Source organism: Gemmobacter sp. 24YEA27, from assembly GCF_030052995.1.
Lineage (GTDB): Bacteria > Pseudomonadota > Alphaproteobacteria > Rhodobacterales > Rhodobacteraceae > Pseudogemmobacter.
In genome coordinates, this window is the sequence record NZ_JASJPW010000001.1 from 1,643,438 (window position 1) to 1,664,043 (window position 20,606).

General features: G+C 62.7%; 14 protein-coding genes and 5 pseudogenes. 4 read left to right on the top strand and 15 right to left on the bottom strand.

Features of this window, described 5'->3' with window-relative positions; translation table 11 throughout:
- Positions 1-16: 16 nt before the first annotated feature.
- The 7 genes and pseudogenes from QNO18_RS08180 to QNO18_RS08210 form a co-directional block, all read right to left on the bottom strand.
- A complete protein-coding gene (locus QNO18_RS08180) occupies positions 17-1,057 on the bottom strand; it encodes a phosphoenolpyruvate carboxylase (protein ID WP_283178764.1) in 1,041 nt (346 codons plus the stop codon).
- Between the two features lie 441 nt (positions 1,058-1,498).
- Positions 1,499-1,792, bottom strand: a pseudogene (locus tag QNO18_RS08185) (phosphoenolpyruvate carboxylase); the annotation flags it as partial.
- On the bottom strand, positions 1,702-2,667 hold the full coding sequence (locus QNO18_RS08190) for a phosphoenolpyruvate carboxylase (protein WP_283177267.1): 966 nt from the start codon (positions 2,665-2,667) through the stop codon (positions 1,702-1,704). The gene QNO18_RS08190 and the pseudogene QNO18_RS08185, both read right to left, overlap by 91 nt.
- An 11-nt stretch (positions 2,668-2,678) precedes the next feature.
- Positions 2,679-3,652: pseudogene (locus tag QNO18_RS08195) on the bottom strand (D-glycerate dehydrogenase).
- Positions 3,653-3,673: 21 nt separating this feature from the next.
- Positions 3,674-4,561 (bottom strand): succinate--CoA ligase subunit alpha, encoded by an 888-nt coding sequence (gene sucD, locus QNO18_RS08200; protein ID WP_092895998.1) that lies wholly within the window; start codon positions 4,559-4,561, stop codon positions 3,674-3,676.
- Positions 4,558-5,756 (bottom strand): annotated as a pseudogene (locus QNO18_RS08205) (malate--CoA ligase subunit beta). Before QNO18_RS08205 ends, sucD begins: the two are co-directional and overlap by 4 nt.
- A gap of 96 nt (positions 5,757-5,852) precedes the next feature.
- On the bottom strand, positions 5,853-7,046 hold the full coding sequence (locus tag QNO18_RS08210) for an aminotransferase class V-fold PLP-dependent enzyme (RefSeq protein ID WP_283177268.1): 1,194 nt from the start codon (positions 7,044-7,046) through the stop codon (positions 5,853-5,855).
- Positions 7,047-7,266: 220 nt separating this feature from the next.
- On the opposite strand from QNO18_RS08210, the gene QNO18_RS08215 reads away from it, so the two are divergent.
- From QNO18_RS08215 to QNO18_RS08225, 3 genes are all read left to right on the top strand, one after another.
- Positions 7,267-7,941, top strand: a complete 675-nt coding sequence (locus tag QNO18_RS08215) for a response regulator transcription factor (RefSeq protein WP_283177269.1) — start codon at positions 7,267-7,269, stop codon at positions 7,939-7,941.
- A 73-nt stretch (positions 7,942-8,014) separates the two neighbouring features.
- Positions 8,015-8,989, top strand: coding sequence for a CoA ester lyase (locus tag QNO18_RS08220; RefSeq protein WP_283177270.1), 975 nt, complete (start codon positions 8,015-8,017; stop codon positions 8,987-8,989).
- A gap of 3 nt (positions 8,990-8,992) precedes the next feature.
- Entirely contained in the window at positions 8,993-10,270 is a 1,278-nt protein-coding gene (locus tag QNO18_RS08225) for a DUF4147 domain-containing protein (protein ID WP_283177271.1), read from the top strand.
- Between the two features lie 3 nt (positions 10,271-10,273).
- Here the strand turns inward: QNO18_RS08225 and QNO18_RS08230 are convergent, their stop codons facing one another.
- The 6 genes from QNO18_RS08230 to QNO18_RS08255 form a co-directional block, all read right to left on the bottom strand.
- Positions 10,274-10,678, bottom strand: a complete 405-nt coding sequence (locus QNO18_RS08230; RefSeq protein WP_283177272.1) for a group II truncated hemoglobin — start codon at positions 10,676-10,678, stop codon at positions 10,274-10,276.
- Between the two features lie 27 nt (positions 10,679-10,705).
- Positions 10,706-13,075: an aminomethyltransferase family protein gene (locus QNO18_RS08235; protein ID WP_283177273.1), complete on the bottom strand. Its 2,370-nt coding sequence runs from the start codon at positions 13,073-13,075 to the stop codon at positions 10,706-10,708.
- Between the two features lie 133 nt (positions 13,076-13,208).
- Positions 13,209-14,099 (bottom strand): bifunctional 5,10-methylenetetrahydrofolate dehydrogenase/5,10-methenyltetrahydrofolate cyclohydrolase, encoded by an 891-nt coding sequence (locus QNO18_RS08240; RefSeq protein WP_283177274.1) that lies wholly within the window; start codon positions 14,097-14,099, stop codon positions 13,209-13,211.
- On the bottom strand, positions 14,096-14,986 hold the full coding sequence (gene folD, locus QNO18_RS08245; RefSeq protein ID WP_283177275.1) for a bifunctional methylenetetrahydrofolate dehydrogenase/methenyltetrahydrofolate cyclohydrolase FolD: 891 nt from the start codon (positions 14,984-14,986) through the stop codon (positions 14,096-14,098). The genes QNO18_RS08240 and folD overlap by 4 nt, the downstream gene beginning before the upstream one ends.
- A gap of 48 nt (positions 14,987-15,034) precedes the next feature.
- Positions 15,035-15,352 carry a chorismate mutase gene (locus QNO18_RS08250; protein WP_283177276.1) on the bottom strand — a complete coding sequence of 106 codons (318 nt, stop codon included), beginning with the start codon at positions 15,350-15,352 and terminating at the stop codon, positions 15,035-15,037.
- 156 nt (positions 15,353-15,508) lie between these two features.
- Positions 15,509-17,185, bottom strand: a complete 1,677-nt coding sequence (locus QNO18_RS08255; RefSeq protein ID WP_283177277.1) for a formate--tetrahydrofolate ligase — start codon at positions 17,183-17,185, stop codon at positions 15,509-15,511.
- Between the two features lie 462 nt (positions 17,186-17,647).
- On the opposite strand from QNO18_RS08255, the gene QNO18_RS08260 reads away from it, so the two are divergent.
- Positions 17,648-18,598 carry a 1-phosphofructokinase family hexose kinase gene (locus QNO18_RS08260; RefSeq protein WP_283177278.1) on the top strand — a complete coding sequence of 317 codons (951 nt, stop codon included), beginning with the start codon at positions 17,648-17,650 and terminating at the stop codon, positions 18,596-18,598.
- A 156-nt stretch (positions 18,599-18,754) separates the two neighbouring features.
- Here the strand turns inward: QNO18_RS08260 and QNO18_RS08265 are convergent.
- Positions 18,755-19,263, bottom strand: a pseudogene (locus QNO18_RS08265) (RNA pyrophosphohydrolase).
- Positions 19,260-20,599 (bottom strand): annotated as a pseudogene (locus QNO18_RS08270) (S41 family peptidase). The pseudogenes QNO18_RS08265 and QNO18_RS08270 overlap by 4 nt, the downstream one beginning before the upstream one ends.
- Positions 20,600-20,606: the final 7 nt, after the last annotated feature.

The following is a 20,606-nucleotide window of genomic DNA, read 5'->3' on the forward strand; positions in this document are numbered from 1 at the left end:
TCTGCGGAAAGGGTGGTCAGCCGGTCCAACCTAGGCCGGCGGCGATGCAGTTCATGCTTTGCAAAAGCGGCACGGAAAGTGCTTGCCGTTCGCTTTGGCGCGCCTGGCGCAAGAGGTCAATTTGCAGGCGGTTGAGCTGGTCAAGGGCGATCCGGTTGCGTTCGAACCCGTCGCGGAACATCGGGAACCGCGCGGCGAGACTGTCCTGGCTGGTGATTTGCAGGATCGCCGAGCAGGTCAGCTGGTACTCCTCGCGGATCATCCCGAACAGGGTGTTGGCCAGATCGCGGTCGGTGACAAGGCTGGCATAGCCAGCGGCGACATCCATATCCGCCTGCACCAGGCTCTTCTCGATCTCGTCAACCACCATGCGAAACAACGGGTTAGAGGAGAACATCCGCGACAGGAGCAGCCTGCCGCTTTCGCCGCGCACCGAAAGGAAGGAGGTGATCGCGGATCCGAAACCATACCAGCCGGTCAGCATATGACGGTTCTGGGACCAGGCGAAGACCCAGGGGATGGCACGCAGATCAGCGAGCGTCTTTGCCCCGTGGCGCCGCGCCGGCCGCGAGCCCAGTTTCAACGCTGACAATTCGCCGACCGGGCTCGCCTCTTCGAAATAGCGAACGAAATCCGGGCTCTCGACCAGGCGTGACCAGACCGCTTGCGACATGCCGGAAAGGGCGACAAGGGCTTCGTCCTGGTCAGGATGGACCAGCGATCCCTGCGACCCCGAGCTGGCGGTATGGGTCAGAACCGCGGCGGTGAGCAACTCCATATTGTAGAGAGCTGTGCCGCGATTGGCATATTTTGCGGAAACCACTTCGCCTTGCTCGGTGAGTTTAAGCGCGCCGCCGATGGTGCCGCCGGGCTGCGCCGCAATGGCGCGTTCTGTGGGGGCGCCACCCCGGCTGGCTGAACCACCGCGACCGTGAAAGAAACTGGGACGGAAACCATGTGCGGCCAGTGTTGCCGTGATCCGCCGCTGGGCGCGGTGCAATTCCCAGGTCGAACAGAGGAAGCCACCGTCTTTCCCGGAATCGGAATAGCCCAGCATAACCTCGACATGGCCGCGTTTTCCCGAAGGCCAGCGCGAAAGGCATTGTTTTTCAACAACTCTTCCAGAATTTCCGGGCCAGCGCGCAGATCGGCAATGGTTTCGAACAGCGGCACGACGACCAGCGCGGAGCGCCGGGGCAGGCACCGGCGGCATAGCGCGTGAGCAGATGTACTGCGAGAATATCCTCGGCAGAGCGTGCCATTGACACGATGAAAGGGCCAAACGCCTCGGGGTCATGCCCGCTTTCGCGGGTGAGCCGCAGCAGCGCGAGCAGATCCTGCGCGACCGGCCCGAGGTCAGTATCCTGGATTTGGGGCAGTTCGGGGTCGGCGAGGGCGCGCCGGATTTCCGCAGCACCGGCAGGGTGCCACTGCGGGCGCTGATCCCTTGCGCGGCCCAGATCTCATCCAGGACCGCGTTGATAATGGTCGAATTTTGCCGCAGATCCAGCGCGGCGGTGCGAAACCCGAAAACCTCGGCCCGCCAGCCCACCGGGCGGATCCAGGCCCTTGCGAGATCGCCGGCACCGATGGCGAGCAGGGCGGCTTCGACACTGTTCAGATCACCGACCAGTTCATGCGGACCGCGATAGGCGGTCGCAGTGCCATCCCGGCTTGCGATCAGCCGGGCGAGGATCGCGCTTAACGCCTGTCGGAAAATCTCATTGGGATTGCGTTGGTTATGTGGCGTGCCGCTCCGGCTTTGCACGATGACGGCGGCCAGTGCGGCCATATTGCTCTCGGGACCGGCACGATGCGGCAGGAAATGCTGAGCCGCCGCGCGGCGCGCTCGACCCCTTCAATATGGCAGGCGAGCGCGGCCAGTCTTCCGGCGCTGATCGCGGCTCGCGTCACCTCTGCCGTCACATTGGGATTGCCGTCGCGGTCGCCGCCAATCCAGGTGTTGAACCGCAGACAGGGACGTTCCGATACCGCCGATTGTGGGGCGAATGCGGCGCGCGCATCGATAAAGCGTTCATAAAGCTGGGGAACCGCGTCAAAGAGGCTGTTGCGGAAAAATTGCAGGCCCCAATTGATCTCATCGGTGAGGCTGGGGCGTTCCAGCCGCAATTCCCCGGTCAGCCACAGAAGCTCGATCTCGCAGCGGATCTCTATATAGAGGGCTTCGCGCTCGCGCGGGGTCCAGCGTTGGGTCTCCAGCTCGACAAGGCGGCGATAGATGCGGCGGTGAATTTCAAGAATTGTGACCCGTTTCGCCTCGGTCGGATGCGCGGTCATCGTCGGCACCACCGCGAGTTTTGCGACCGCCGCGTCAATTGCGGCGGAGTCCATCCCCTGCTGGGCGAGGCCTGCGAAGGCCGCCGCAAAAGAGCCGGGAACATTCTCTGCCCCCTCTCGCGCTTCGATCCGGCGGCGCTGACGCATCGCGTCATTTTCCTCGGCGATCCGCGACAGCTGAAAGCGGATGTTCAGCGCCTGGAGATAGGGGATAGCGCGGTCATCGGCGGGAATCGGGGCGGTCGCGCCAGTGGCAAGCCAGGTGGCGACTTCAGGCGCACGCTGGGTCACCACTTCCGCCAGCAGGTCATGCAACAGGTGGCGCAGCGCGGCCGCATCGCTGTCTGCCGGCAGGCCCGGATCAGGCATCACCCGGTTCATCATGCCACCCTGTCGCGAGGAGCGCGGCCCTCAAAGAAATCGACCAGGTTTTCGAAGACGCGGAACCCCATGGCCTCACGGGTTTCGCGGGTTGCCGATCCCAGATGCGGCAACAGCACAAGATTGTCGCTGTTGAGAAGATCTGCCGGGATCTGTGGTTCGCGCTCAAACACATCAAGCCCGGCGCCACCGATCGTGCCATACCAGAGTGCACGGGAAAGCGCATGTTCATCAACCACTTCGCCGCGCGCGGTGTTGATCAGGAAGGCGCCGGGCCGCATCAGGTCGAGGCGCCGCGCATTGATCAGATGCCGGTTTGCCGCGCCCCGGGGCAGTGGAGCGAGACGAAATCGCAGGCCGGCAAGAGGTCTTCGATGGTTTCCACCTGCACCGCGTTGTAGCGGGCAAGCACCTCCGGCGCGATTGCCGAGCGGTTTTGCACCAGGATCTTCATGCCAAAACCGTGATGCGCGCGCTGCGCCATTGCCTGGCCGATACGGCCAAAACCGATGATGCCCAGCGTTGCGCCCGAGACCCGCGTGCCGATCATATGGGTCGGCCGCCAGCCGGTCCATTTGCCATCCCGGACCTCGCGTTCGCCTTCACCGGCACGCCGCGCCACCATCAGCATCAGCGTCATGGCGATATCGGCGGTGCATTCGGACAGCACATCAGGCGTATTCGTCACCATGATGCCGCGATCCTTCGCAGATCCGGTGTCGATATGGGAAAAGCCAACCCCATAATTTGCAAGGATTTTTACCCGCGCCGGGGCCTCGCAAAAGGCCTCGGCGGGGAGTTTGTCAGTCACCGTCGGAAGAACAGCATCATAGCTGCGAAAGGCGTCCCGGAACTCTGCGAGCCCCAGAGGCCGGTCGGCCCGGTTCAGATCGGTGTCGAAGATCTCCGACATTTTCGCCTCGACCGCGGCGGGCCAGCGGCGGGTGACAAGAACCTTTGGTTTTGCAGCCATGATGCGTTCCCCCCTTGCGGTTCAGGCGGCGTTCAGCACGCGGGCGATGGTCTCACCGATGACCGAGGGGTTCTCGGCCACGGTGACGCCGGCGGCAGTGAGGATCTCGACCTTTTCGCTGGCGCTTTCGCCAAAGGCCGAGATGATCGCGCCGGCATGACCCATCGTGCGGCCCTTCGGTGCGGTGAGGCCGGCGATATAGGCGACCACCGGTTTCGTCATGTTTTCCTGGATCCAGGCGGCGGCTTCGGCCTCTTGGGGGCCGCCGATTTCACCGATCAGGCAGACAATATGGGTGTCGGGATCCTTCTCGAACTGCTCGAGAATATCGCGGAAGGATGAGCCGTTGATCGGATCGCCGCCGATGCCGACGCTGGTCGAAACCCCGATGCCGCGATCTTTCAGCTGCTGAGCCGCCTCATAGCCCAGCGTGCCGGAGCGCCCGACAATCCCCACATGACCGGGCAGATAGATATGCCCCGGCATGATGCCGACCAGCGATTTCCCGGGAGAAATGGTGCCGGCGCAGTTCGGCCCGGTCAGGACCATGCGCTTTTCCTTGGGGTAGCGCATCATATAGCGTTTGACGCGGATCATGTCCTGGGCCGGGATGCCGTCGGTGATGCAGACGCAGTAGCGGATGCCGCCATCCGCGGCCTCCATAATGCTGTCAGCGGCGAAGGGCGGGGGAACGAAGACAAGGCTTGCTTCGGCGCCGGTGGCCTCGACCGCTTGTTTTACCGTGTCGAAAACCGGAACGCCGTGGACGGTCTCGCCCGCCTTGCCAGGCACGACGCCGCCGACGAGGTTGGTGCCGTAATCCAGCATTTCCTTTGCATGGAACTGCGCCATGCGGCCAGTAATACCCTGGATGATGACGGGGGTGTTTCTGTCGAGAAAGATGCTCATTTCACGATCCTCATCCGGGTGTTCTGGGTTTTGTCGTTTTTCCAGGCCGAAACAGCGCGATCTGCTGCCTCCATCAGCGAAGTCGCGCGGATGATCGGCAGCCCGCTTTTCGCAAGGATCTTCAGCCCTTCCTCGACATTAGTGCCCGCGAGCCGCACCACGACCGGCACATCGACCGGATTGGCCTGCAAAGCCTGGACCACACCTTCGGCCACCCAGTCGCAGCGGTTGATGCCGGCGAAGATGTTCACAAGGATCGCCTGAACGTTTTCATCCGAGTTCACGAGGCGAAACGCCTTCGCCACCCGCTCGGGCGTCGCGCCGCCGCCGATATCGAGGAAGTTCGCGGGCTCGCCACCCGCCAGCTTGATCGTATCCATCGTCGCCATGGCAAGCCCGGCGCCGTTCACGATGCAGCCGATATTGCCGGACAGGCCGATGTAAGAGAGGCCGCGATCCGCCGCGCGGCTTTCGCGCGGGTCTTCCTGGCTTTTGTCGCGCAGCTCGGCAATGGCCGGGTGGCGGAACAGGGCATTGGTATCAAAGGTCATTTTCGCGTCGAGCGCCAGGATGCGGCGGTCGGCCGTGATCACCAGCGGGTTGATCTCGACCATGGTCGCGTCAAGCTCGGTGAAGGCGCGGTAGCAGCCTTGCAGCGTGCGCACCATCTGTTGGATCATGTCGGTCGGGATCTTCAGTGCAAACGCGATTTCCCGCGCTTGGAATTCCTGAAGGCCCACTGCCGGCTCGACCGTCGAGCGCACGATGCTTTCCGGGCGGGTGGCCGAGATTTCTTCGATCTCCATCCCGCCTTCCGAAGAGGCGACGATCATCACCCGCTGCGACGAGCGGTCGAGCACGAAGCCGAGATAGATCTCGCGCTCGAACGGCACTGCCGCCTCGACATAGATACGGTAAATGCCCTTGCCTTCGGCGCCGGTCTGATGCGTGACCAGACGGCGGCCGAACATCTCATTGGTGGCGTCCTGGATCTCATGTTCCGAAGAACAGATCTTGACGCCGCCGGCCTTGCCACGCCCGCCGGCATGGACCTGGGCCTTCACGATCCAGCGTGAGCCCCCATTTCCCTTGCGCGGTAAGCCGCCTGTTCGGGGCTGTAAGCCAGCGCCCCATCCGGAATTGCGACACCGAAACGGTGAAGTATCTCTTTCGCCTGATATTCATGAATGTCCATGCGCGGCCCTCCCTGACCGGTTATGGTTGTGAATTTCCGCGTTTTTTTTCGCGGTTGGTGTCTGGCTGCGGGCGATGCCGCAGCCAGGGAAACGGCTTATTCTGCCGCCAGCGCCATCGAGCGCGAATTGGATTTACGCCAGAATTCCTCGGCCGCCGCGACGCCGGAGCCCGCCTCGATCGGGATGCCCACATCGCGCATCGACATCTCGGCACCGCCAAGCGCCATCATCAGCATCAGCTCGTTCAGATCGCCGAGATGGCCGATGCGGAAGACCTTGCCGGCCACGACCGACAGCCCGGCGCCAAGCGACAGGCCGTAACGGTCATAGGCGCGCGCGATCACCTTGCGGGCGTCATGACCTTCGGGCACGACGATGGCGCTGACGGTGTCGGAATGCCATTTTGGCTCTTTCGCGCAGAGAGTCATATTCCAGGCCGAGACTGCGCGACGCACGCCTTCGGCAAGGAATTTATGCCGCGCCCAGATGTTCTCGATCCCTTCCGCATTGATGCGGTCGAGCGAGGCGCGCAACCCGCGCAGCATGTTCATCGGCGGCGTGTAGGGGAAGTAACCGGTCGCGTTGGTCGCGGTCATATCCTTGAAGTCAAAGTAGCAGCGGCGCAGCCCGTTGGTTTTCGAGGCCTCGAGCGCCTTCTGGCTGACCCCGATGATCGCCAGGCCCGCCGGCATCATAAAGCCTTTTTGCGAGCCGGCGACCGCGAGGTCGACACCCCAGTCATCCATGCGGAACTCGATCGACCCGATGGAGGAGATGCCGTCAACGTAAAGCAAAGCCGGGTGATCGCACTGATCCATCACTTTTCGAACACCGGCGATATCCGAGGTCACCCCGGTCGCGGTCTCGTTATGGCAGGCGAGGATCGCCTTGATCTCGCGCTTTTTATCGGCGCTGAGGCGCTCGGCCAGCTTGTCGAGCGGCACGCCGGTGCCCCATTCACAGTCGATGGTTTCGACATCGAGGCCAAGGCGCTGGCAGAGATCAACCCAGAGCACAGAGAATTGTCCGAAACGCGGCGCCAGAACCTTGTCTCCGGGCGACAGTGTATTGGTGATCGAGGCTTCCCAGCCGCCGGTCCCGGTTGCCGGGAACACGAAGACCTGACCGGTTTCGGTGTGGAAGACCTTCTTCAGATCCTGGAACAGCGGCAGCACCAGTGCAGGCACATCGGGCGAACGATGATCCTCCATCGGCACGTCGATCGCTTTGCGAATCGCCTCGGGCACATTGGTTGGGCCGGGGACGAAAAGGCCGCGGATACCTTGCATAACAGTCCTCCCATGGGTCGGCGTCGGGTTATTCCCTTCTCGCCGTGAATAATCGTTGACCTCAGGGAATACTTGTTATGAAAGTTTCACAACGGAACTACCTCCTGCTTTTGGCCTTCTGTTTGGGTGGGAAAAAACCTGCCAGAATGTCTTGATATGCGGATGTATACCGAAAATTTACCTATCCAGACGGGTAGGTTTTTAAGCGGAAGGGTTGTGAATGCAAGCGCTTAGCCCCGCGTCCCGACAGATCTCGCTCGCGCTGGCGGACAGCAATCCGCTGGTTCTGGGCGCGATGTCCGAGATTTTCGACCGTGATCCCCGATTCTCACTGGTCGCCACCAGTTCAAGCGCCGAGGGGTTTCTTGGTGCCGTGATGCGGGTGCCGGTGGAACTGGGGATTATCGACTGGCGGATCCCCGTGCTTGGCGGCCAGAAGTTGATCGAGGTGCTGCGCGATCAGCCCAATGCGCCCCGGCTGATCGTCTATGGCGATGACCAGAACGGTGAACTTCCCCGCAAGTCGATGATCGCCGGTGCCGCCGGTTTTGTCGCGCGCTCCACCTCGGTCGAGAAGCTGGTCGATACCTGTCTCGCAGTCGCGTCGGGCCAGATGGTTTTCCCCTTTCTCGACGTGCGCGAGTTGCAGACCGATCCGATCCACCAGCTGACGCGGCGCGAAAAATCGCTGCTGGAGGCATTGGCACGCGGGCTGACGAATCGCGACCTGGCGGGCGATTTCGGCATCTCGGCCAATACGGTGAAGTTTCACTTGTCGAACCTTTATGAGAAGCTCGGCGTCCACAGCCGTGCTCAGGCAATCGCGTGGTTCTACTCGCATCAGCAGAGCGGTGATGCCGGGGCGGCGCGGCTCGCATTTACGGCGCAGAAATAATATTTCTTGACAGGAAAGTAATTTTCTTTCTCGCATTGGGTCAGCACAGATCACATCCTGAGGAGGATCCACAATGAGCTTTCACCCCATCGAACAGGCGCCCGCACGGCTGAACCGCAGCGAATTGGCGGTTCCGGGAAGCCAGCCGCAACTGTTTGAAAAGGCAGCGCAATCTGACGCGGATATGGTGTTCCTCGATCTCGAGGATGCGGTGGCGCCCGATGACAAGGCCCAGGCCCGCAAGAATATCATCAAGGCCCTGAACGAGATGGATTGGGGCAAGAAAACCATGTCGGTGCGAATCAACGGGCTCGATACGCATTACATGTATCGCGATGTTGTCGATATCGTGGAGCAGGCGGGCGAGCGGCTCGACCTGATCATGATCCCGAAAGTGGGCACCGCCGCCGATGTCTATGCTGTCGATATGCTGGTGACGCAGATCGAGGATGCAAAGGGCTATAAGAAGCGAATCGGTTTTGAACATATCATCGAGACCGCGCTTGGCATGCAGAACGTGACCGAGATCGCGGGCGCATCCAAACGCAATGAGAGCCTGCATTTCGGCGTGGCCGATTACGCGGCCTCGACCCGCGCCCGCACCACGATCATCGGCGGTGTGAACCCGGATTATTCGGTGCTGACCGACCCGCTGGAAGATGGCACCCGCGCTGTCCATTGGGGGGATATGTGGCATTACGCGCTGGCGCGGATGGTGGTTGCGGCGCGCGCGAACGGGCTGCGCCCGGTGGACGGGCCGTTCGGTGATTTCTCGGATCCCGATGGCTATCGCGCGGCGGCAAAGCGCGCGGCAGTGCTGGGCTGCGAGGGCAAATGGGCGATCCATCCGAGCCAGGTTGCGCTGGCCAATGAGGTCATGAGCCCGTCCGAGGCCGAGGTCACCCGCGCACAACGTATCCTTGAGGCGATGGCGAAAGCGGCGTCGGAAGGCAAAGGGGCTGTTTCGCTTGACGGGCGGCTGATTGACTATGCGTCGATCCGTCAGGCAGAAGTTCTTGTCGAGAAAGCAAAACAGATCGCAGGGTAAGACATGACCATGGGAGAGGGCGCGGCCCGGGCTGAGATTTCGGGGCTGCGCGAAGAAGCGCGGGCGTTGTTCGCGCGTGCGGTTCAGGCGGCGGATCCGGCACTGGCGCTCCGGCGCGCGCTGGAGACTGCGCCCTTTCCTCTGGCGCCCGGGCGCCAGATCGTCATCGCCGTCGGTAAGGCGGCGGTGCCGATGGTGGCCGAAGCGCTGCGGCATCTGTCGCCCGAGGCCGAGGTCATTCTGGTGACGAATTATGAGAATGCCGCGTCCCTGCCCGATGGGTTCGGGCGCGTGCAGGTTTTTGCCTCAGGTCATCCGGTGCCCGATGAGAATGGGCTGCGCGCCGGTCAGGCGGTGATCACGGCGTTGAACGGGGCAGGGGCGGATGATCGGGTGATCGCGCTGATCTCGGGCGGTGGCTCGGCGCTGTTGCCGGCGCCGGTCGAGGGCGTCAGCCTTGCGGACAAGGCCGAAGTGAACCGGCTTTTGCTCGCGGGCGGGCTTGATATCACTCAGATGAACCTGATTCGGCAGAACCTGTCGCAGCTGAAAGGCGGCGGCATGTTGCGGCTGGCGGCACCGGCGCCGGTTTCGGCCTGGATCCTTTCCGATGTGATTGGCGATGATCTGCGCACGATCGCGAGCGGCCCGACCGTAGCGCCTCTGGGCGGGCGGGCGGCGGCGGGCGACATCCTGCGCAAGGCCGGGCTGTGGGAGGCCTTGCCCGCATCGGTCCGGGCGCATCTGAGTGCTGCGGAAGAGGAATCCCCGCCACCCATGGCTGCGCTGAACCTGCTGATCGGGTCGAACCGGCAAAGCCTGGAAGCGATCCGCGATGACGCGGGCCATCCGGTGGTGATCATGGATCAGCCGCTGACCGGTGATGTGGGGGCTGCGGCAGAGACGATTCTCGCGGCGGCGGAACAGGCCGCGCCCGGGGCCTGCTTGATCTGGGGTGGTGAGACCACAGTGACGCTGCGGGGAGACGGTAAAGGCGGTCGAAATCAAGAGCTTGCGCTTCGTGTGGCGCTTGGGGCCACGCGCATCAGCCGGCCCTGGGTCTTTCTGTCTGGCGGCACTGACGGGCGCGACGGGCCAACCGATGCGGCGGGCGGGCTGGTCGATACCGGATCGGCTGCGCGGATGCGCGGAAGCGTCGATCCCGAAGCTTTGCTTGCGAATAATGATTCCAACAAGGCGCTGGCGGCCTCGGGTGATCTTCTGATCACCGGCGCCAGTGGCACCAATGTGGCCGATGTGCAGATCCTGCTGATCGGTTGAGCCTCAGGCGGGAAGTCCCGAGGCGGGAAGGTCATTGACCAGCACATGCGCGACCCGGGTGAAGGTCGCGCGCATCCTGTCGACATGCGGGCCGCTGAGCCCACAATCGAGGATTGCCTGATCCATCAGCGCGAGCCAGTCATCGGCATCGCCTGCGCGGATCGGGATATGGGCGTGCATTGTCTTCACGTCCATATTTCCATGTTTTTCAAGGTAATAGCGTCGGCCGCCCAGAAAACCGGAGAGAAAGTTGAACTGTTCTTCCCGCACATGGCTCAGCCCATGGCCGCGGAAATGCAGATGCAGGATCTGCCGGCCGCGCGGGTCGGTCTCGACCAGGTCATAGAAACGGTTGACGAGGCGCCTGAGCGCCTCCTCTCCGCCGATCTGGTCGAGGATGCTGGTCATTGCGACTGCGACCTCACGATTGCGGCCTCACGACTGGGGGCGCGTCTTTTTCGGATCGTAATGCGACAGCGTCACGATCTTCGCGGGCAGGCGCTTTTGCTGCCCGTCAAGCTTGCCGACCTCAACCTCGGTCCCGGGTTCCGAATGCGAGATATCAACGCGGGCCAGCGCGATATTCTTCTTCAGGAGCGGTGAGCGCATCGACGAGGTCACCACCCCGATTTGCGCACGACCGATATGAATGCAATCGCCATGCCCGACCGAGACATTCGAATCGATGTCGAGCCCGACAAACTTATGCATCGGGTTTTCCTTGCGCCGGACCAGCGCATCACGCCCGATAAAATCGTCCGTCTTGCCCTTCAGCGGCACGGTAAAGCCGATGCCGGCTTCGAACGGGTCGGTCTGATCGGTGAAGTCGTAATTTGCAAAGATCAGCCCGGCTTCGATCCGGAGCATGTCCAGCGCCAGCAGGCCCATCGGGCGCAGCCCGTGTTCGGGGCCTTTTTCCCAAATGGCGTCAAAGACTTCGCCCGCATGTTTCGGGTGGCACCAGACTTCATAGCCCAGCTCGCCGGTGTAGCCCGTGCGCGAGATGACAACCGGGATGCCCTGGTCATGACCGATCCGGCCGACGGTAAAGCGGAACCAGGCCAGCTCCTGGATCTTCGGCTGATGCGGCGGCGTCCAGATCACTTTGTCGAGCAGGTCGCGGCTTTCCGGCCCCTGCACGGCGAGGTTATGCAGCTGGTCGGTGGAATCGCGGATCAGCACTTTCAGGCCCAGCTTTTCGGCCTGTTCGCGCAGCCAGGTGCCGGAATATTCGTCACCGCAGACCCAGCGGAAGTTATTGTCGCCAAGCTTGAAGATGGTGCCGTCGTCGATCATGCCGCCATGCGGATAGCACATCGCCGAGTAGACGATCTGGCCGGTGGTCAGCTTTTTCACATCGCGCGTCAGCGTGTATTGCATCAGCGCCTCAGAATCCGGCCCGGTGATCTCGTATTTCCGCAGCGCGGAAAGGTCCATGATCACCGATTTCTGACGGGCCGCGAGGTATTCCTCGGTCGGGCCGGCCTCGGCAAAGGAATTAACCAGCCAGAACCCTTTATACTCCACAAAGTTGCGGGTGAGTTTGGACAGGCGGTCGTGGAACCCGGTTTCCCTGGTCATCTTCGGCTCCGAATCTGGGGTCGCGCGGAAAGCGACGGCGCGGCTGAATTTCTGCGTGGCCGCATAGGTGCGGACATGAATGTCGGTCGGGTTCCAGCCATTGGCGGCCGAGGTGTCATCGGGGCAGGCCGAATTGACGCAGACGATGTCGGTCAGGGCACGCAGCAGGACATAATCGCCCGGGCGCGACCAGGGTTCATCGGCATACATGACGCCATGATCATCGACGCCGGTGTTGAAGAAGAAGTTCGCTGCCATCCAGCCGCCGCGCGGGCCAATGCCATGCGGTGCGAGGACTGCGTTGAAGTTCTCGGTACAGTTCACATGGCCCGGATAGCCGATATCGTCGTAATATTTGGCATAACAGGCCAGCGAGAAGGCATCATGGCGCCCGCAGGTGTCCTGGATCACCTCGACCAGCGGCGTGAAGTCCTGGTCGTAATATTTCGCGTGCAGGCCCGGCATCGGATAGGCATGGCCCATGACCGAACGGGTCGCGGTGACGTCCAGCGCATGTTCGATGCCGCGATCCAGCTTGCGGGCGTCAAAGCACTGGAAATCGGTGCATTGGCGGCCATCAACATCAAGGATCTGGATATACTCGCCCGCCTTGACCACATAGGCCTCTGCCGTGGCCGAACGCACCCGCACCTCTTGCAGCGGGTCCGACAGTGGGTCGGGCAGCTCGGATTTCAGCGCGAAATTCGCCTCGGCGCGTTTGACAAAGACCGTGAGCGGCGTCGCGGTGTCCTGGCCATCGGGATCCATATCGCCGCCAGGCGCCGCCACCACCAGAAAGCCTTCGCGGCTGGCGGTGAAATCGACCGAGGTGCGCGCCGGGGTATCGGCGGCAAAAAAGCGGCTGGCCTTTGCCCCCGCCAGATCGAGGCCAAGACGCTCAAGCCCCTGGCGCATCCGCGCAAGGCTCGGCTCACCCGAGGCCAGCAGGGCTTTCAGGCCGCTTGCGTCACTGTCGCCGCCAAGCCCCAGCAGGGCCGGATCGATCCGCCCGTCCGGGCCTGCCGCCAGCACCTCACAGGGCTGGCCGCCCTCGTCATTGATCACCGTGATCCGGTCGCCGGTGCCGATCCGGATCATCATCGCGCCGGCGCCCGGCACCGAATAGCGTTCGGTGCCTTTGGGCAGCATCAGCCCGGCGGGGCGGATGATCTGGCTGGGTCTGGGCGGGCCCGGGATCACGTCGGGATAAGCCTGGTCGAGCATCGCATCCTCCATCACGCCATTGGCGTATGCAGAAAATAAGTTTACGCTGAGGAATATTCTAGGCCCGGGCAAGCGCAAGTCAACGGAAACCACAGGCTCTTTTACTGATAAAGCGACCGAAAGGGCGGGGGGCTCAGCTTTGCAGCCAGCCCGCCGCGATCTGGCGTTGATGCGCGGTCACTGCGTTGCGCATCAGGATCGCCACGGTGACCGGGCCGACACCGCCCGGAACCGGCGTGATCCAGCCCGCGACCTCTTTGACGCGGTCGGTGTCGACATCGCCGACGATCCGCACAGTGCCATCGGGATCGGTCACCTGGTTGATGCCGATATCAATGACGGCGGCACCGGGCTTGATCATGTCCGGCCCGATCAGATGCGCCTTGCCGACGGCGACCACCACGGCATCAGCGCGACGCGAATGCATGGCAAGGTTGCGCGTCATATGGTGGCAGATCGTCACCGTCGCCCCCTCGGCCATCAGAAGAAACGCCGCCGGTTTGCCGACGATCTCGGAATGGCCGATCATCACGACCTCCAGCCCCTGCATCTGAAGGCCGGTTTCACGAAGCAGTTCAACCGCGGCTGCGGCGGTACAGGGCGCCATCGCCACGTCATTATAGACGATATTGCCGATCGAGGCGGGGTTCATCCCCTCGACATCCTTCAGCGGATGGATCGCCGATTGCAGCGAGCGCACATTGATATGCGCCGGCACCGGACGCTGCAGGATGATCCCCAGCACATCGTCGCGGTCATTCATCTCGACGATCAGGCGCTTGGCCTCTTCCTGGGTGATCTCGGACGGCCAGAGCTGCTGGTCAAACGGGATCCCAGCTGCCGCAGCGCCCCGCGCCTGGTTGCGCACATAGACCGCCACCTCGGGCGAGGGGCCAATCGAGACCGAGACCAGCCGCCCGATGGGGCGGGTGGCCGAAGCCTCCTGCACTTTGGCCCGAACCTCGGCAAGGAGGCGCTGTTGCACCGCCTTGCCGTCGATGAAACGGTGGTCGCTTACAGTCACGCGGTCAGACCTTCGGGTTCGGAGAGATTATTGGCGCGGCAGGCCGCCGTCAGAGTATTCGCCAGCAGGCAGGCAATGGTCATCGGGCCAACGCCACCCGGCACCGGGGTGATGGCACCGGCCACAGCGGCAGCGCTTTCATAATGCACGTCGCCGACAAGCTTTGCCTTGCCGTCGCGCTCGATCCGGTTGATGCCGACATCAATCACGGTTGCGCCCGGTTTCACCATATCGCCGGTGATCATTTCGGGGCGGCCAACAGCGGCGACGAGGATGTCCGCGCCACGGCAGACTTCCGCGAGGTCTTTGGTGCGGCTATGCGCGATGGTCACGGTGCAGCTGTCGCCCAGCAAAAGCTGCGCCATCGGCTTGCCGACGATATTCGAGCGCCCGACCACGACCGCATTCAGCCCCGCGAGCTTGCCATGGTGATCACGCAGCATCATCAGGCAGCCCAGCGGCGTGCAGGGCACCATCGACTTCTGCCCGGTGCCCAGAAGACCCACATTCGAGATATGGAACCCGTCGACATCCTTCGCCGGATCGATCCGGTTGATCACCAGCTCGGAATTCAGATGGCCGGGCAGCGGCAGCTGCACGAGGATGCCATGCACCGCCGGGTCAGCGTTCAGCCTGTCGATCAGAGCCAGCAGATCGGCCTCAGACGTATCCGCTTCCAGCTTATGCTCGAAGGAATTCATCCCCGAGGCCTTGGTCTGGATGCCTTTGTTTTTGACATAGACCGCCGAAGCCGGATCCTGACCCACCAGCACCACGGCCAGACCTGGGACAAGACCCTTCTCAGCCTTCAGCCGCGCGACATGTGCCGCGACCTGATCCCGTACCTTTTCGGCAAAAGCCTTGCCGTCGATCACCTTCGCCGCCATCCGATAATCCTTCCTGTGTGACGCCTGGCCCTGTCTGAGCGGGCAGGTTTATCCGTTCCTGTCCCTGAGGCTGTCCGGCCCCAGGTGGCTTTCCTCACGCGCGATCGACCAGTCGATCAGCCGCCGCCAAAGCTTCTCCACCAGGTCGGGGGGCAGGCCTTCACGCGCGGCATGGGCGCGGACATTGGCCACCACTTCCTCAACCCGGGAGGGGATCCGTGCAGGCAGATCCACCCCGGCCTTGATCGACGCCGCCCGGTCGATAAACCGCGCCCTCAGAGCGAACAGCCGGACCAGTTCCTGATCCAGCGCATCAATTCCGGCGCGGATTTCCGCCATGGTCGAGCAGTCTTCCGGCTTTTGCATCTCATGCCCTCCGCAAACATCGCCCCTGACTTATGCCAGCACGCCCTTAGCGAAAAGCCCTCTTCCTCTTGACGTAAATACTAGGCAGGGGGACGGGGGGCACAAAGCCCCCCGTCCCGATATCATACTGAGCGAAAGCTCAGAACTGACCCGTGATCAGAACAGACCTTCAACCTGGCCCGCTTCATTGAGGCGGATGGTCTCAGCTGCCGGCACGCGCGGCAGGCCCGGCATGGTCATGATCTCACCGCAGATCGCCACGACGAAACCGGCACCAGCCGACAGACGCACTTCGCGGACCGGGATCGTATGGCCTTCGGGCGCGCCGCGCAGATTCGGATCGGTCGAGAAGCTGTACTGGGTTTTCGCCATGCAGACCGGCAGATTGCCGTACCCGGCAGCTTCCCAGGCCTTCAGCTGGTCACGCACCGACTTGTCGGCAATGACTTCGCCTGCGTGATAGATGCGCTTGGCGATGGTCTCGATCTTGGCGAAAAGCCCCATATCATCCGGGTAGAGCGGAGCGAAATTGGACTTGCCGCCTTCGGCCAGCTCGACGACTTTCTTCGCCAGATCTTCGATCCCGGCCGAGCCCTGGGCCCAGTGCTTGCACAGGATCGCTTCGGCGCCCTGTTCCGCGACATAGGCTTTGACCGCTTCGACCTCGGCATCGGTGTCCGAATAGAAGTGGTTGATGGCAACCACAACCGGAACGCCAAAGCCTTTGACGTTTGCGATGTGACGGCCAAGGTTCGGACAGCCCTTCTTCACCGCATCAACGTTTTCAGCGCCGAGATCGGCTTTCGCCACGCCGCCATTCATCTTCATCGCGCGAACCGTGGCCACGATCACGGCAGCCGAAGGCTTCAGGCCGGCCTTGCGGCATTTGATGTCGAAGAACTTCTCGGCACCAAGGTCAGCCCCGAAACCGGCTTCCGTCACCACATATTCGCCAAGCTTCAGCGCGGTGCGGGTCGCGATCACCGAGTTACAGCCATGCGCGATATTCGCGAACGGGCCGCCATGGACAAAGGCCGGATTGTTTTCCAGCGTCTGCACCAGGTTCGGCTGCATCGCGTCTTTCAGCAGCACCGTCATCGCGCCATCGGCTTTGATGTCGCGGCAATAGACCGGCTTTTTCTCGCGGGTGTAAGCCACGATGATGTCGCCCAGACGTTTTTGCAGGTCTTCCAGATCCTTCGACAGGCAGAGGATCGCCATGACTTCCGAGGCCACGGTGATGTCAAAGCCGGTCTGACGCGGGAAGCCGTTCGAGACGCCACCAAGCGAGATGACCGCATCACGCAGCGCGCGGTCATTCATATCCATCACGCGGCGCCATGCGATGCGGCGCTCGTCGATGTCGAGCTCATTGCCCCAGTAAATGTGGTTGTCGATCATGCAGGACAGCAGGTTATGCGCGGCCGTGATCGCGTGGAAGTCACCGGTGAAGTGGAGGTTCATCTCCTCCATCGGCACGACCTGGGCCATGCCGCCACCGGCTGCGCCACCCTTCATGCCGAAATTCGGGCCAAGCGAGGCCTCGCGGATACAGATCACCGCTTTTTTGCCGATGCGGTTCAGGCCATCGCCCAGACCCACGGTGGTGGTGGTCTTGCCTTCGCCCGCCGGGGTCGGGTTGATCGCGGTCACGAGGATCAGCTTGCCATCAGGCTTGCCTTCCAGCGAACGGATGAACTCCTGGCCGACCTTGGCCTTGTCATGGCCGTAAGGCAGCAGATGCTCGGACGGGATCCCCAGCTTCGAGCCGATCTCCATGATCGGCTTTTTCTTCGCTTCCCGTGCAATCTCGATATCAGACTTAAACGCCATTGTGGCTCTCTCCCGTTGGCACTTTTCCCGACTGATGCATCCTTGTGGCGGATGGCACCAGATTCCCTTAACGCGTCCGGCCCCGGCAGGCCCGTCTCACCGGGCTCCTCACCCGGGCGGCGGGCGCGGCAGCTCTGGCTGACGCGCTATTATTCTCGATAATAAATAGATATTCCTGACGGTCAACAAGTGACAGGGTCACAAACCCAGTTTCGCGCGATTTCTCTCCCATCTGGCGCAGCCCCCTGGTGCCGGGGGCGCTGACACTGCCCGCAAATGTCGCACGGGCCAGAGAACATGATGTTTATTTGCTCTGTGCGGCTGAAACCGGCAATTCAGTGTAAATTTCCGTAGCCCGCAGAAAGAGTTCGCAGATGCGCGATTCTCTTGCCTTCAAACGGGTGGTAGCGCAAACAATAGCAGTGGCGCCGCAGCAGCACACCAAAACAAGGAATATCGGCGATGAGCGACCAGGCCCCGATCCTGACCCTGACCCTCAATCCGGCGCTGGATATGGCAACGGATGTGGCCGAGATGCTCCCGGGCTGCAAGCTGCGCTGTTCCGAGCCGATGCTTGATCCCGGGGGCGGCGGGCTGAATGTCAGCCGGGCGATTCTCGCGCTTGGCGGTGACAGTCTGGCTTTGGTGGCGATCGGAGGGCTGACCGGCGACCGGCTCTCGGGCCTGATCCGCGAGGCGGGGGTGACCTTCCTCTCGCTGCCCGGCCCGGGCGAGACGCGGCAATCCCTGACGGTTACCGAAGCGACCAGTGGCCAGCAGTTTCGCTTCATGCTGCCCGGCCCGCTCTGGGGCGAGACTGAGCGCAACCGGGTTTTCACGCTTTTGCGCGCAACCTCGCGCCCCGGCGGCTATTCGGTCATCTCCGGCAGCCAGCCGCCCGGCGTTCCGGCGGATTTTCCGGCTCAGCTTGCCGCCGCGATGCCGGGTTGCCGGGTGGTGCTGGATACATCGGGCACCCCCCTGACCGAGGCTGTGCGCGCGCCGATCCCGGGGCTCGAAGTCCTGCGGATGGATGCGGAAGAGGCCGAAAGCCTGACGGGGCACGCGCTGGAAAGCCGCGAGGCGACGGCTGATTTTGCGCAAGACCTCGTCCGGCGCGGCGTGGCGCAAAAGGTGGTGGTCGCGCGCGGGGCCGAAGGCAATATCCTCGCCACCGCAGAGCGCCGCCTCTTCGCCAATGCCCCAAAGGTTAAGGTGAAATCAGCGGTCGGGGCAGGGGACAGCTTCGTCGCGGGCCTCGTCCTCTCGTTCGCGCGCGGGCAGAACGATGATGAGGCGCTGGCCCTCGCGGCTGCCGCTGCGGCTGCGGCTGTCTCGACCGATGCGACACAGCTCTGCCGCCCGGCAGATGTTATGCGCCTGCGGCCCGGCGTCACGGTGGTGGAAATCTGAAGAATGACTTTGCCGTCTGACGACGGCAATGCCTCCGGCGGGGATATTTAGAGACAGATGAAAACCTTTGCTTCTTTCATCTGTCCTTAAATATCCCGGGGGTAAGCCGCAAAGCGGCGAGGGGGCAGGGCCCCCTAACCCGGCTGCGACCAGAGATCAGGCCAGGTGCGGCCGGAACGCCGCCACCACCTGCTCATAGACCGCGCGTTTGAACGGCACGATGGCCGCGACCAGGTCATCGGCCCGGATCCAGCACCAGGACGAGAATTCCGGGTGGGTGGTGGCGATGCCGATCTGATCATCGGTGCCGAGATAGCGCAGCAGGAACCATTTCTGGCGCTGGCCGCGATACTTACCCCCCAGACTTTGCCGATCAGCTCATCTGGCAGGTCATAGGTCAGCCAGTCTGCCGTCTTCGCGATCTTTTCGACGAGATCGGCGGTCACGCCGGTCTCTTCCCACAGCTCGCGCAGCGCCGCGGCCTTTGGTGTCTCGCCCTCGTCAATCCCGCCCTGGGGCATCTGCCAGGCCAGCCGGTCGGGGGGGCTGGTGGCCCGACCCCCGTCGATACGCTGTCCGGCAAAAATCAGGCCTTCGCTGTTCACCAGCACGATACCGACGCAGGGCCGGTAGGGCAGTTCCGCTGCCTTGGCCATCGCGCTCATTCTTCCCTGAGGGTGTTCAGCCCTTTCAGGATATCCACCGCATAGGCGAGCTGATAATCCTCATCGCGCAGTTTGGCAGTCTCTTCCGCATGTTCCTGCTCTTCGAGATAGAGCTTTTTCTCATCCTCGGTCATCGAATCATTGGTGATCGCACCGCGCAGCCCGGCTTCGGTCCGGGGCTGGATCGCCGTTTTAGGCTCATCCGCGGGGGTGTCGGTCGCCGGATTGGGCCGGGCCGGCTGCTGCACCACGATATCGGGCGAGATGCCGAGCGCCTGGATCGACCGGCCTGAGGGCGTGTAATAGCGCGCCGTTGTCAGCCGCATCGCGCCTTCGTCGCGAAGCGGGATCAGCGACTGGACCGAACCCTTGCCGAAGCTCTTGGTGCCGACCACCACCGCACGGCGGTGGTCCTGCAACGCGCCGGCCACGATTTCGGAGGCCGAAGCCGAGCCGCCATTGATCAGCACGACAATCGGCTTGCCTTCGGCCAGATCGCCGGCTTTGGCGTTGAAACGCTCACCGTCTTCGGGGTGCGGCCACGGGTCGAGACAATTTCGCCCGAATTCAGGAAAGTATCCGAGACGGTGATCGCCTCGTTCAGAAGCCCGCCCGGATTGTTCCTCAGATCAAGCACCACGCCATCGATATTCTCAACGCCGCCCAGCTCTGCAATGCCCTTTTCGAGCGCCGTTTTCAGATCGCTGGTGGTCTGGTCATTGAAGGTGGTCACGCGCAGGACCACCGCCTTGCCGACAGTGCGGCCCTTGACCGCGTCAACCTTGATCGTATCGCGGATGACCGAGACGTCGAAGGGCTGATCGGTGCCGACCCGCACAACGGTGATGATGATCTCGGAGCCAACCGGCCCGCGCATCAGATCCACCGCCTGGTTCAGGTTGAGCCCGAGGATCGATTCCCCGTTCACATGGGTGATGTAATCGCCCGCCTGGATGCCGGCCTTGTCGGCGGGGGTGCCATCCATCGGCGAGATCACCTTGATGAAGCCCTCTTCCTGGGTCACCTCGATCCCAAGCCCGCCGAATTCGCCCTTGGTCTGGACGCGCATATCCTCGAAATCTTTCGCGGAAAGATATGACGAATGCGGGTCAAGCGAAGTCAGCATGCCGTTGATCGCGGCCTCGACCAGCTTCTCGGTATCGACCGGCTCGACATATTGCGCGCGCACACGGTCGAAAATGGTGCCGAACAGATCGAGCTGCTCATAGACCGAACTGTCGCGGGAGGCCTGCTCGGCGATCAGGGGACCGACCTGAGAGGTCAGGACCACACCGGCGACGGCACCGCCCACGGCGGCAAGCACGAGTTTCTTCATAAGGACC